Here is a 13,495-nt window from a genome sequence, read left to right as displayed (position 1 = left end):
GTCCAAATGACAAAGCAATCAATTCAGGAGCCTCCATGGAAAAAGTGCTACCCGAATCGGTTCCGACACGGCATTTGTCAGGCCCGCTCTCTCCCTACGAGTTGCAACAACTGTTCGCCCAGGCGCCCGTCGGGATTGGAGTCTTCGATCACGAATTCAGGTGCCGCGACGTCAACGGACGCTTTGCCGAACTGACCGGCCTCGCGCGGGCAGAGCACCCGGGCAAGACGCTGTTCGACATTGTCCCTGCCCAGACTCCCCAGCTGCTCCCGCTGTTTCAACAACTGCGACAAGGGGCCCCCCGATGCGCATTTGAGGTGGAGACGGTCGGTCTCTCCCGCGCGGCCTCCCCCGCACGCTGGCAAGTGAGCGTCAGCTCCGTGCTGGATGAGGACGGCTCCTTCAGCGGCATCTTCCTCGTGATGAGGGAATCCGCGCAGACAGGCCCCCACCTCGACGCACCCGCGTCACCCGGCCTGCAGGAGATGACCCACCGCCATGCACTGCGTCTCTATCAGGCCGAAGCCCGCTTGCAGCACCTCTCCTATTACGATCCCCTCACCGATCTCGGCAATCGCCATCTGCTGCAAGAGCGCCTCACCCTGGAGATAGAGACGGCCAGGGTGAACCACCACGTCCTGGCGCTGCTGTTCATCGATCTCGACGGCTTCAAGCTCATCAACGACAACCTGGGGCACAGTGCCGGCGATCTGCTGCTCAAGCTGTCGGCAGACCGCATTCGCCACTGTCTGCGCCCCGGAGACATCGCCATCCGGCTGGGGGCAGACGAATTTCTGGTGTTGCTGCCCGCCATCAGGGAGACCCAGGATCTGCTGGGTCTCATCGAGGGGTTGCAACGCAGGCTGCACGATCCCGCCGACATCGGCCAGGAGCGGGTGAGGCTCTCCGCCAGCATCGGCGTCTCCCTCTATCCGGAGCATGGCCAGACCCCGGACAGCCTCATCAGCGCGGCGGACAACGCCATGCATGAAGCCAAGCGCCGTGGCCGCAACGGCTATCTGTTCCACTCCCCCGACATCACGGCACAGACCAGGGAGCGGGTGCTGCTGGAGCAGGGACTGCTCAAGGCCATTGAGCAGCAACAGTTCCGCCTGCTCTACCAACCCATGACGGATCTGGCGGATGGTCATCTCAGCGGCCTGGAGGCCCTGATCCGCTGGCAGCATCCCAGCCTTGGCATGATATCCCCGGACCGTTTCATTCCGGTGGCAGAGGAGTGCGGTCTCATCGAACCGCTGGGCGAATGGGTGATGCGCACCGCCTGCCGGCAAGGGCAGCAGTGGCTGGCCGAAGAGCTCGCCGTGCCCAGGCTCTCGGTCAATGTGTCGGTCAGGGAGATGCGCTCCCACGACTACGTGGAGCGGGTGACAGCCATTCTGGCCGATACCTGTTTTCCTGCCGAGCGGCTGGAGATCGAGGTGACCGAGAGCATCATCCAGAGCGTGGATCACAGTCTGCGGCTCTTCACCCGCCTCAAGGCGCTGGGGGTACAGATCGCCATCGACGACTTCGGCACCGGTTTCTCTTCCCTGAGCCTGCTCAGGAGCCTGCCCATCGATCGCATCAAGATAGACAGGGCCTTCGTCCAGGCGTTGCCCGACGACAAGCACAGCCGCGAGCTGTGCCGTACCATAGTCCAGCTGGCCACCTCCCTCGGCATGGCCGTTACGGCGGAAGGGATAGAAACCCAGCCCCAGCGCCAGTTCCTGCAATCCCTGCGTTGCGAAGAGGGACAGGGCTACCTGTTCAGCCATCCCCTGCCAGAACCCAGCCTGCCTCCCCTGCTCCCCCTCCGCCATTGAGCCTTGGCCGCGCCACCACGAAAGCAAAGAAGGGAGCCCATGGCTCCCTTCTTTGCCCTCAACGTGTCCTCTCACCTGCTAACTTCGTCGCTATCCAAAAGTCTAATTGCCCTCGGGAACCAAAGGTATAAGTTGTTACTCAATCATTAAGAAAATGTATTCACAGGAGTGAGAGATGAGCGAGAGCAAGGTCTACCCGGTCAAGGCCCACATCGGCAACGGCGCCCTGCTGGACAAGGAAGGTTATGAAGCCATGTATCAAGCGTCGGTGCAGGATCCGGACGCCTTCTGGGGGGAGCAGGGCAAGATCCTTGACTGGATGACCCCCTACACCCGCGTCAAGAACACCTCCTACGATCCGGGCCACGTCTCCATCAAGTGGTATGAGGATGGTCTGCTCAACGTCTCGGCCAACTGCCTGGATCGTCATCTGAGCGAGCGCGGCGACAAGGTCGCCATCATCTGGGAAGGGGACAACCCAGCTGAAGATCGCAAGATCACCTATCGCGAACTGCACGCCGAAGTGTGCAAGTTTGCCAACGTGCTCAAAGCCCAGGGGGTCAAGCGTGGCCACATGGTCTGCCTTTATATGCCCATGGTGCCGGAGGCGGCCATCGCCATGCTGGCCTGTACCCGCATCGGGGCCGTGCACAGCATCGTCTTCGGCGGCTTCTCGCCGGAGGCGCTCTCGGGCCGCATCATCGACTCCGGCGCCTCCGTCGTCATCACCGCCGATGAGGGGTTGCGAGGCGGTCGCCCCATCCCCCTCAAGAAGAACGTGGATGAGGCCCTTACCCACCCGGATACCAAGGTCAGCAAGGTGATCGTCCTCAAGCGCACCGGTGGCAACGTGGCCTGGCACGAGCACAGAGACATCTGGTGGCATGATGCGGTCAACGCCGCCAGCCCGGATTGTCCGCCCGAAGCCATGGGCGCCGAAGATCCCCTGTTCGTGCTCTACACCTCCGGCTCCACCGGCAAACCCAAGGGTGTGCTGCACACCACGGGCGGCTATCTGGTCTATGCCGCCCTCACCTTCAAATACGTGTTCGACTACCACGAAGAGGACATCTACTGGTGTACCGCCGATGTGGGCTGGGTCACCGGTCACTCCTATCTGGTCTACGGGCCGCTGGCCAACGGCGCCACCACCGTCATGTTCGAAGGGGTGCCCAACTACCCGGCTACCAACCGCATGAGCCAGGTGGTGGACAAACACCAGGTCACCATCCTCTATACCGCCCCCACCGCCATTCGCGCACTGATGGCCAAGGGCAAGGAGGCTGTCGAAGGCACTTCCCGCACCAGCTTGCGCATCATGGGGTCGGTGGGTGAACCCATCAACCCGGAAGCCTGGGAGTGGTACTACCGCACCATCGGCGACGAGCGCTGCCCCATCGTCGACACCTGGTGGCAGACCGAGACCGGCGGCATCCTCATCACTCCGCTGCCCGGCGTCACCGCGCTCAAGCCCGGCTCGGCCACTCGTCCCTTCTTCGGAGTACAGCCTGCTCTGGTGGACAACCTGGGTGAGCCGCTGGAAGGCGCCACCGAGGGCAACCTGGTGATCACCGACTCCTGGCCCGGCCAGATGCGTACCGTGTTCGGCGATCACGAGCGCTTCGAGCAGACCTACTTCTCCACCTTCCCGGGTCGCTACTTCACCGGCGACGGTGCCCGTCGCGACGAGGACGGCTACTACTGGATCACCGGCCGGGTGGATGATGTACTCAACGTCTCCGGCCACCGCATGGGTACCGCCGAAATCGAGTCCGCTCTGGTGGCCCATCCGAAAATCGCCGAAGCGGCGGTGGTGGGCGTTCCCCACGAGATCAAGGGACAGGGCATCTACGCCTATGTCACCCTGATCGCCGGGGAGGAGCCGAGCCGCGAGCTGCACAAGGAAGTGAAGGAGTGGGTGCGCAAGGAGATTGGCGCCATCGCGACCCCGGACGTGATCCACTGGGCCGAGGGGCTGCCCAAGACCCGTTCCGGCAAGATCATGCGGCGTATCTTGCGCAAGATCGCCACCGGCGAAACCGACAGCCTGGGGGATATCTCCACCCTGGCGGATCCGGGGGTCGTGGACAAGCTGATCCGCGAGAAGTCGGAAGCGGCGTGAGTCTCTTCCCCACGTCAACAGAGCCGGCCACGTGCCGGCTTTGTTGTCTTCGGGATCCGGACAGAGCAGAGTTCGGTGGCAGGCAGGGCTTGCGGGCAAACCAGGCCAATAAATAGCCAGATGTAGAGATTAGACCAGTAAAATGCTGCTAATTTTCACGAAATCAATATAATTGCGAAATCTGTGTGTCAGGGCACACCGATTTGTGCAAAAATTGGCTAGATTTTTGGTAGTCCAAAGATAGCTGATAGATAGCAGCATAATCATCGAGGATGTACTCAATATGTCGCAACATCACCGAATCCTCCTGCTTAACGGCCCCAATCTGAATCTGCTGGGCAAGCGGGAACCGGGAATCTACGGCAGCAAGACGCTCGATGAGATCGTCGCCGATCTGACGCGCAGCGCCAGCGAACTCGGTGTGACCCTGGAACATCTGCAATCCAATGCCGAGCACGAGCTGATCGGCCGCATCCATCAGGCCATGGGCCAGGTGGATTTCATCATCATCAATCCCGCCGCCTTCACCCATACCAGCGTTGCCCTGCGCGATGCCCTGCTGGGTGTGGCCATCCCCTTTATCGAGGTTCACCTGTCAAACGTTCATGCCAGGGAGCCCTTCCGTCATCACTCCTATCTGTCTGATGTCGCCAAGGGGGTGATCTGCGGGTTGGGTGCCGATGGTTACCAATTCGCTTTAACCGCGGCCGTGCATCAGTTGCGCGCGGCTTGATAATCACTGATCAGATAAAGAAGAAAGAGAATGCTAATGGATATCCGCAAAATCAAGAAGCTGATTGAACTGGTTGAAGAGTCCGGCATCGCCGAGCTGGAAATCTCCGAAGGGGAAGAGTCCGTTCGCATCAGCCGTAATTTCTCCGGCCAGGTTAGCGTTGCCCCGCAGATGATCATGCCCCAGGCCGCGGCTCAGGTTGCCGCACCGGTTGCCGCTGCTCCGGCAGCCGCCGCTGCACCTGCTGCCGATGCCGCCCCGAGCGGTCATCTGATGCGCTCCCCCATGGTGGGCTCCTTCTACCGCTCCTCCAGCCCGGAAGCCAAGCCGTTCGTGGAAGTCGGTCAGCACGTCAATGTCGGCGACACCCTTTGCATCGTCGAAGCCATGAAAATGATGAACCAAATCGAGTCTGACAAGGTCGGCGTGATCAAAGCAATCCTGGTTGAAAATGGTCAGGCCGTCGAGTTTGACGAGCCGCTGTTCATCATCGAATAAGGGAAAATGCCACCCATGTTGGACAAAGTAGTCATCGCCAACCGCGGTGAAATTGCCCTGCGGATCCTGCGCGCCTGCAAAGAGCTCGGGATCAAGACAGTGGCCGTTCACTCCACTGCCGATCGGGAGCTCAAGCATGTGCTCCTGGCGGACGAAACCATCTGCATCGGCAAGCCTGCCAGCGGTGAGTCCTACCTAAATGTGCCGGCCATCATCGCCGCCGCCGAGGTGACCGGTGCCGTCGCCATCCACCCGGGCTACGGCTTCCTCTCCGAGAATGCCGACTTCGCCGAAGTGGTCGAGAAATCCGGCTTCATCTTCATCGGCCCGCGCGCCGAGACCATTCGCCTGATGGGTGACAAGGTCTCCGCCATCGAGGCGATGAAGAAGGCGGGCGTGCCCTGCGTACCCGGCTCCGACGGCCCGGTGGACAACGATGCCAAGCGCAACGCCGCCATCGCCAAGCGGATCGGGTATCCGGTGATCATCAAGGCCGCCGGTGGCGGTGGTGGTCGCGGCATGCGCGTGGTGCGCAACGAGGCCGAACTGGCCTCCGCCATCGCGCTGACCAAATCCGAAGCGGGCCAGTTCTTCAAGAACGACATGGTCTACATGGAGAAGTACCTGGAGAACCCGCGCCACATCGAGATCCAGGTGCTGGCTGACGGTCAGGGTACCGCCCTCTATCTGGGTGAGCGGGACTGCTCCATGCAGCGCCGTCACCAGAAGGTCGTGGAAGAGGCGCCGGCCCCCGGCATCACCGACGAGATGCGCAAGTTCATCGGTGAGCGCTGTGTGCGCGCCTGTCTCGAGATCGGCTACCGCGGTGCGGGTACCTTCGAGTTCCTGTACGAGAACGGCGAGTTCTATTTCATCGAGATGAACACCCGTATCCAGGTGGAGCATCCGGTCACCGAGATGGTCACCGGCGTCGACCTCATCAAGGAGCAGCTGCGCATTGCCGCCGGTCAGCCCCTGTCGATCACCCAGCAGGACATCCGCATCCGTGGCCACGCCATCGAGTGCCGGATCAATGCCGAAGATCCGGCCACCTTCCTGCCCTCTCCCGGTCTCATCCAGCGCTTCCACGCGCCGGGCGGCCTGGGCGTGCGCTGGGAATCCCACATCTATGCGGGTTACAAGGTCCCCCCCTACTACGACTCCATGATCGGCAAGCTGATCTGCTACGGGGAGAACCGCGACGTGGCCATCGCCCGCATGCGCCACTCCCTCGACGAGCTGGTGGTGGAAGGGATCAAGACCAACATCGCCCTGCAAAAAGAGATCATGAAGGACGAAAACTTCCAGCACGGTGGCACCAACATCCACTACCTGCACAAGAAGTTGGGTCTGTAATGGCTTGAGGCCCGACCCATTGAGCACGGTGGCAGCACAGAACAGCCACCACCTGCACAAGAAGTCGGGTCTGTAATGGCTTGAGGCCCGACCCATTGAGCAATGGTGGCCGCATGAGCAGCCACTCCCAGCACAAGAAGTCGGGTCTGCAAAGACCCCTTTCATCGGGATATTGCGCGATCCACCCGGATCGCCAACGTAAAAAAGGGCCATGGCGACATGGCCCTTTTTTGTTATTCTTGCGCCCCGCTCACTCGTCGGAGGCCACAGTGAACCGTTTCGCACTCGCCCGTCGGGAAGCAGCCTTCTGCCTGCTGCTGACCCTGCTCTACTTTGTCGCCTGGTATGGCTCGGCTTATTTCATACCCGAGGATCTCGAGCTGTGGGAGCTGCCCCTCTGGTTCCTGCTCAGTTGCATCCTGATGCCCCTGCTGTTCATCGGCCTCTGCGCCCTCATGGTGGATCGCCTGTTCGTCGATATTCCCCTGGATAGCGAGGTACCGCCCCATGAATCTTGAGCTGATGCTGCCGCTCTGCATCTATCTTGTGCTGGTACTGGGGGTCGGTTTCTGGGCCAGTCGCCACCGGACCGGCGGCAACTTCATGCAGGAGTACTTCATCGGCAACCGCAGCATGGGGGGGCTGGTGCTGGCCATGACCCTGGTGGCCACTTATACCTCTGCATCGTCCTTCATCGGCGGGCCGGGGGCCGCCTACAAGGTCGGCCTCGGCTGGGTGCTACTGGCGATGATCCAGCTGCCCACTGTCTGGCTCACCCTGGGGGTGCTTGGCAAGAAGTTCGCCATCATCGCCCGCCGGGTCAATGCGGTGACCATCAACGACATGCTGTGGGCCCGCTACCAGAGCAGGGCGGTGGTCGTGCTGGGTTCAGTCACCATCATCCTCGCCTTCATCGCCACCATGGTGGTGCAGTTCATCGGCGGCGCCCGCCTCCTGGAAACGGCGACCGGCCTCAGCTATCAGCAGGGGCTCTTCCTGTTTGCCAGTTGCGTGCTGCTCTACACGGTGATCGGCGGCTTTCGCGCCGTGGTGATGACGGATGCCCTGCAGGGCATTGTGATGCTCATCGGCACTGGCGCCCTGCTGGCGGGCATCCTCATCGCCGGTGGCGGGTTGCCGAATCTTGTCCACCAGCTCAAGGAGATAGATCCCAAGCTGGTGAGCCCCCAGGGGGCCGGCGACATGCTGACCCAGCCCTTCATGCTGAGCTTCTGGGTGCTGGTCTGCATCGGGGTGGTGGGCTTGCCCCACTCGGCGCTGCGCTGCTTTGGCTACCGGGACAGCAAGGCGCTGCACCGGGGCATCCTCATCGGCACCATCGTCTGCGCCCTGCTGATGTTCGGCATGCACCTGGCCGGGGCACTGGGCCGCGCCATCCTGCCCGGCATGGACAGCCCTGACAAGATCATGCCCTCCCTGATGATGGAGGTGCTCCCCCCCTGGCTGGCCGGGGTCTTCCTGGCGGCCCCCATGGCGGCCATCATGTCCACTATCGACTCCCAGCTGATCCAGGCCTCCGCCACCCTGGTGAAAGATCTCTACCTCAATTACCTCAATCCCAGGCAGGAGAAGCTGGAGGTCCGGGTGCCGCGCCTCTCCCTGCTCTGCACCCTGATCCTGGGTACCCTGGTACTGCTGGCGGCGCTCCAGCCCCCCGAGATGATCATCTGGCTCAACCTGCTCGCCTTCGGCGGCCTGCAGGCGGTCTTCCTCTGGCCCCTGGTGCTCGGCCTCTACTGGTCCAGGGCCAACGGCCCGGGAGCCCTGGCCAGCATGGTCTGCGGCATCCTCTGTTACGGCACCTTGAGCCAGTGGGGGATCAAGCTGGCCGGTCTGCACGCCATCGTCCCGAGCCTGGCCCTTGGCCTGGCGGCCTTTGTCCTGGTCAGCCTGCTCACTCCTGCCCCGGATCAGCGTGTCCGTCGATTGTTTGATCAAAATTAAGAAAAGGATCAATAAAGGAAGGCTCGCCTATTCCCAAATGGGGGCTCACGGGTAAAATGTGCGCCACGTCACAAATACCGTGCCCCCATGCCAGTCCAGAACGCCAGAAAGATCCTGACCCAGTCCCTGCAGCGCCTCGGCTATGCCCTGTTGCTGCCCGTCTCCATCCTGCCCCTGGCCGCCCTGCTCCACCGGCTCGGCCAACCGGACGTGCTGGATCTCGCCGTGCTCTCCCTCGCCGGTCGCGCCCTCTTCAGCCAGATGCCGCTCATCTATGCGGTGGCCATCGCCTTCGGGTTGAGTCGCCAGGGGCAAGGAGCCGAGGCGCTCGCCGGTGCGGTCAACTTCCTGCTGCTGAGCTCGGCGCTGGGCACCCTGGTGCCCGGGCTGCATGCGGACATGATCTGCGGCCTGCTGGCCGGGCTCGTCACCGCCATGGTCTGCTCCCGGGCCCGCACTCTGCGGCTGCCGGGCTGGTTGCGCCCCCTGCAGGAAGATCTGCCGGGCATGTTGCTCTCGGCGCTGGCCTGCCTGCTGCTGGTGCTCCCCCTCTCCATCCTCTGGCCGCTGCTGGAACAGGGGCTCACCCTGCTCGCCTCCGATCTGCTCACCACGCCCTTTGGCGCCTTCTGCTACGGCGTGCTGAACCGACTGCTGATCCCCCTCGGCCTGCACCAGGTGCTGGGCAGCCTCATCGGGCTCGGGGAGAGCAATCTGCAAGCCCTCTCGACCGCCCAGCCGCTTCATGAAGGCTATGTGGCCGGGCTCTATCCGGTCATCATGTTCGGCCTGCCCGGTGCCTGTTTTGCCATCTGGATCCATCGCCAGCGGATGCAGCAACTGCCCCAGGGGGGGCTGCTGCTCACCTTGGCGCTCACCTCGGCACTGGTGGGCATCACGGAGCCCATCGAGTTCCTGTTTGCCTTCACCGCACCCTGGCTGTTTCTGGCCCATGCCCTGCTGACCGGGCTGTCGCTGGCCATCTGCAGCGGGCTCGACATCCAGGTGGGCAGCTACTTTTCCGCCGGATTGCTGGATCTGGTGCTGAGCTACCACGCCGGTCTGCACAGCTTCTGGCTCATCCCCCTGGGCATCCTCTTCTTCGTCGTCTATGCCCTGCTCTTCTCCCGGCTGCTGGAATACGCTCCCCTCAGTCTGCCGGGCAAGCCCATCGCCGAGGATCTCTCCCGGCTCGCGACCGTGGCCCCCACCGATCCCCAGATGCTGGCTATCCAGTACCTCAAGATGCTGGGGGGCATGGACAACCTGCAGGCCATGAGCGTCTGCCTGACCCGCCTCAGCCTGCGGGTTCGCGACATGGCCCTGGTGGATCAATCCTGCCTGGCCAGACTGGGCTGCCTCTCCTGGGTCGTGCTCAACGAACATCAGCTGGTGCTGGTGCTCGGCCCCCATGCCGGCCTCATCGAAGGGCAGATCCGCATGCTGGCGGAACGCCAGTCGGTCCCGCTCGGTCTCGAACCGGCCCAGGCTCCCCTTGGCCAGCACCAGTGATCAGGCGAAGGGAAGACGTTCGGCCACGAAGTCCATCAGGCTGCGAAGGGCGGGGGCCAGGTGTTCCCGGCTCGGGTAGATGAGATAGAAGGGGTTCACCGGGACCAGGAGATCCGGCAGCACCTTGAGCAGTCGCCCCGCCGCCAGATCGTCGCCGCAGACATGGGCCGGCAGCAGGGCAATCCCCCCGTCATGGAGTGCCAGCTCCCGCAGCGCCAACAGGCTGTTGCTCTGGCAGGCCCCGCGAGGGCGCCAGCCCCCCTCCTGCAATGGCCACACCGGCAAGGAGCCATGTACCAGGCAGGCGTGTCCGGCCAGCTCCGAGAGTTGGAGCGGCGTCCCGTTGGCCGCCAGGTAACCGGGAGATGCCACCAGATGGCGCGCCACCTGGCCGATGCGCCGGCAGATGAGGCTGGAATCTTTCAGCGGCGCCGCCCGCAGCGCCAGATCGTAACCTTCCCCCACCAGATCCAGCTGTTCATCGCAAAGGGTCAGCTCCAGCACCACCTCGGGGTAGAGGGCGCGAAATTCGGCCAGTATCCGACCAAGCAGCAAGGTTCCCGTGGCTTCGGGAGCAGTGATCCGCACCCGCCCTCCAGGAGCCGCGCGCAACCGCGCCATCGCCAGATTGGCGCTGCGCGCCAGTGCCAGCAGCTCCTGACAATGGGCCACATAGACCTCCCCCTGGGGCGTCAGACTGAGCCTGCGGGTGGTGCGTTGCAGCAACCTCACCCCGAGCCGGGATTCGAGGCGCGAGATCTTCTGGCTCACCGAGGACTTGGGCATGCCGAGCACCTCGGCCGCCCCGGTGAAGCTCCCCTGCTCCACCACGGTGGCGAACAGCCCCATCAACTCCAGTTCGACATTGTTCATATATTCAAACAGTCTTTACCAATTACCCATCTTAATCTTGATAATCATCCAGACTAGAGTGAGTGGCAATCCCGAACACTGCTATTTGAAAGGAAAAGCCATGAAAGCCATCGCCCTGACTCACTATCTGCCAAGCAACCACCCCCACTGCTTCATCGAGAGCGATCTGCCCGATCCGACACCGGGCCCGCGGGATCTGCTGGTACGGGTCAACGCCACCTCCATCAATCCGGTCGACACCAAGGTACGCGCCCCCAAGGACAAGGTCGAAAACAGCCCCCGCGTGCTGGGCTGGGACGCCGTGGGCGAAGTGATCGCCGTCGGTAGCGACGTCACCCTGTTCAAGGCCGGTGACAGGGTCTGGTATGCCGGCGACATCAGCCGCCCGGGCAGCAACAGCGCCCTGCAACTGGTGGATGAGCGCATTGCCGCCATCGCCCCAGTCACCCTGACCGATCTGGAAGCCGCCGCCCTGCCGCTCACCGCCATCACCGCCTGGGAAACCCTGTTCGAGCGCATGAGCCTTACCCGAGAAAGCACCGGGCGACTGCTGATCATCGGGGGCGCCGGCGGGGTCGGTTCCATCGCCATCCAGCTCGCCCGCCAGCTCACCGGCATGGAGGTGATCGCCACCGCGTCGCGCCCAGAAACCCGGGAATGGTGCCTGGACATGGGAGCCCACCAGGTGGTGAGCCATCACCATCTGCAGGCGGAGCTCAAGGCACTCGGCATCAGCGAGGTGGATGCCATCTTCTGCACCAACGCCACCGAGCAGCACTGGAACACCATGGCCAGCCTCATCCGTCCGTTTGGTCACATCTGCACCATCGCCGAGTCCAGTGAACCCTGGGATCTGGGTCTGCTCAAACCAAAGAGCGTCACCTTCAGCCAGGAGTTCATGTTTACCCGCTCCCTGTTCCAGACCCCGGACATGATCGAGCAGCACAACCTGCTCGGCCGGGTCGCGGCCCTGATCGATGAAGGGGTGCTCAAGACCACCCTCAGCAAGGTGGTGCCCGAACTGACGCCCCTCACCCTGGCCCGGGCTCATGCCGAGCTGGAAGCGGGTCGCATGGTGGGCAAGCTGGTGATCGACATGAGCGGCTTCCATCGCTGAGGCACAGCCCAAGCGGGCCTTACCGTCCAGCCTATTCCCTTGTAGGTAAATAAATGCACCATCATGGGGTGAAATCACCAGTGACAAGCCCCAAGAGTGCACAGCCCCGCAGGTGACCTTTGTCCCTGACGGGGCATCTCCCCCGAAAAAACCATAAAAAAGAGGCCATCCCGTCGGGATGGCCCTAAAAACCTGAACGTTGGGGTAACAATCACACACATATCCTTATGCAGGACATCTGTAACTTTGCAGATAGCGTGCCAATCTCTGCTTTTCCCTCCCAATTAACCGCTTTTCAGCGCACCGGCATAAAAAAAGCCACCCGAAGGTGGCTGAAAAAAGATGACGGAACTTCATAGAGCAAAGCATTCAGCGGGAACAAGTTGCTTCCCGTCACCCATGAAGGAATACATTAACCGTGCCAACTTGGCAGAGTTACCTCCCTTCCCCATGAGGCCATGGTCAAACCACGACAGCACGGGCCCATGATGATAGAATCCCGCGGTTTCACATTTATGAAGAGCCGACGCCATGCCCTGGATACAAATTCGAATCAACGCCACTGCCAAGACCGCAGACAAGGTGAGCAACATGCTGCTGGGGCGTGGGGCCCAGGCGGTGACCTTTATGGATGCCAAGGATGTGCCCGTCTATGAGCCCATGCCCGGTGAAACCCCGCTCTGGGGCGAGACCGAAGTAATGGGACTGTTCGACGCCGAAACCGATCCGGCTCCCACCATCGCCTTCTTCCAGCAGATCTTCGGTGAAGACGTGGGCTACAAGGTGGAGCTGCTGGAAGACAAGGACTGGGTGCGCGAGTGGATGGATCACTTCCACCCCATGCAGTTCGGCGAGCGGCTCTGGATCTGCCCGAGCTGGCGCGACGTGCCGAACCCCGATGCGGTCAACGTCATGCTGGACCCGGGCCTGGCCTTTGGCACCGGTACCCACCCCACCACGGCACTCTGCCTGCAGTGGCTGGACGGGCTGGATCTGGCCGGCAAAACCGTGGTCGACTTTGGTTGCGGCTCAGGCATCCTCGGCATCGCCGCCCTGAAACTGGGGGCCGCCCGGGTCATCGGCATCGACATCGATCCTCAGGCCATCCAGGCCAGCCGTGACAACGCCGAGCGAAATGGCGTTGCCGACCAGATCGAACTCTACCTGCCGGCGGATCAGCCTCAAGACGTCGAAGCGGACGTGGTGGTCGCCAACATCCTGGCCGGCCCGCTGCGGGAACTGGCGCCGCTTATCGCCGGCCACGGCAAGGCGGGCAGCCTGATGGCCCTCTCCGGCGTGCTGGAAAGCCAGGCGCCAGAGCTGGAGACCATCTATGGCCAGTGGTTCGAGATGGACCCGACCGCCGTGAAAGAGGAGTGGTGCCGCCTCTCCGGCCGCAAACTGGGCTGATAAACAACAAGCCACGGCAGTTGCCAACCCATCAGCCGCACACTCGGCTGATAAACAACAAGCCACGGCAGTTGCCAACCCATCAG

At 62.4% G+C, this 13,495-nt stretch carries 11 protein-coding genes; 10 read left to right on the top strand and 1 reads right to left on the bottom strand.

The annotated features are described in order from the left end of the window. Positions 1–35 precede the first annotated feature (35 nt). From PG879_RS13930 to PG879_RS13895, 8 genes are all read left to right on the top strand, one after another. Positions 36–1,823 carry an EAL domain-containing protein gene (locus tag PG879_RS13930; RefSeq protein ID WP_270830337.1) on the top strand — a complete coding sequence of 596 codons (1,788 nt, stop codon included), beginning with the start codon at positions 36–38 and terminating at the stop codon, positions 1,821–1,823. Between the two features lie 175 nt (positions 1,824–1,998). Further along, complete coding sequence (gene acs, locus PG879_RS13925) at positions 1,999–3,945, top strand: acetate--CoA ligase (RefSeq protein ID WP_039040306.1); 1,947 nt, start codon at positions 1,999–2,001, stop codon at positions 3,943–3,945. Between the two features lie 283 nt (positions 3,946–4,228). Continuing rightward, positions 4,229–4,678: a type II 3-dehydroquinate dehydratase gene (aroQ, locus tag PG879_RS13920; protein ID WP_039040307.1), complete on the top strand. Its 450-nt coding sequence runs from the start codon at positions 4,229–4,231 to the stop codon at positions 4,676–4,678. 36 nt (positions 4,679–4,714) lie between these two features. Then, positions 4,715–5,176 (top strand): acetyl-CoA carboxylase biotin carboxyl carrier protein, encoded by a 462-nt coding sequence (gene accB / locus PG879_RS13915; RefSeq protein WP_201872017.1) that lies wholly within the window; start codon positions 4,715–4,717, stop codon positions 5,174–5,176. Positions 5,177–5,191: 15 nt separating this feature from the next. After that, positions 5,192–6,532 carry an acetyl-CoA carboxylase biotin carboxylase subunit gene (gene accC / locus PG879_RS13910; RefSeq protein ID WP_010675406.1) on the top strand — a complete coding sequence of 447 codons (1,341 nt, stop codon included), beginning with the start codon at positions 5,192–5,194 and terminating at the stop codon, positions 6,530–6,532. A 269-nt stretch (positions 6,533–6,801) separates the two neighbouring features. Next, positions 6,802–7,050, top strand: a complete 249-nt coding sequence (locus PG879_RS13905) for a YhdT family protein (protein WP_270830336.1) — start codon at positions 6,802–6,804, stop codon at positions 7,048–7,050. Then, positions 7,040–8,497 carry a sodium/pantothenate symporter gene (panF, locus tag PG879_RS13900; RefSeq protein WP_216987637.1) on the top strand — a complete coding sequence of 486 codons (1,458 nt, stop codon included), beginning with the start codon at positions 7,040–7,042 and terminating at the stop codon, positions 8,495–8,497. The genes PG879_RS13905 and panF overlap by 11 nt, the downstream gene beginning before the upstream one ends. An 87-nt stretch (positions 8,498–8,584) precedes the next feature. Continuing rightward, positions 8,585–10,009 (top strand): PTS transporter subunit EIIC, encoded by a 1,425-nt coding sequence (locus PG879_RS13895; RefSeq protein WP_270830335.1) that lies wholly within the window; start codon positions 8,585–8,587, stop codon positions 10,007–10,009. Here PG879_RS13895 and PG879_RS13890 read toward each other — a convergent pair whose 3' ends face one another. Then, the gene (locus tag PG879_RS13890) at positions 10,010–10,882 is read right to left on the bottom strand and encodes a LysR family transcriptional regulator (RefSeq protein WP_042014452.1); all 873 of its coding nucleotides are present in this window, start codon (positions 10,880–10,882) and stop codon (positions 10,010–10,012) included. Positions 10,883–10,982: 100 nt separating this feature from the next. On the opposite strand from PG879_RS13890, the gene PG879_RS13885 reads away from it, so the two are divergent. After that, the gene (locus PG879_RS13885; RefSeq protein ID WP_161469840.1) at positions 10,983–11,999 is read left to right on the top strand and encodes a zinc-binding alcohol dehydrogenase family protein; all 1,017 of its coding nucleotides are present in this window, start codon (positions 10,983–10,985) and stop codon (positions 11,997–11,999) included. Positions 12,000–12,530: 531 nt separating this feature from the next. After that, positions 12,531–13,409 carry a 50S ribosomal protein L11 methyltransferase gene (prmA, locus tag PG879_RS13880; protein WP_128273909.1) on the top strand — a complete coding sequence of 293 codons (879 nt, stop codon included), beginning with the start codon at positions 12,531–12,533 and terminating at the stop codon, positions 13,407–13,409. Positions 13,410–13,495 lie beyond the last annotated feature (86 nt).

This window comes from Aeromonas sp. QDB63, assembly GCF_027707425.1.
Classification (GTDB): domain Bacteria; phylum Pseudomonadota; class Gammaproteobacteria; order Enterobacterales; family Aeromonadaceae; genus Aeromonas; species Aeromonas caviae.
The sequence above is the reverse complement of the archived record's forward strand: the minus strand, read 5'-3'. Positions and strand labels throughout refer to the sequence as shown.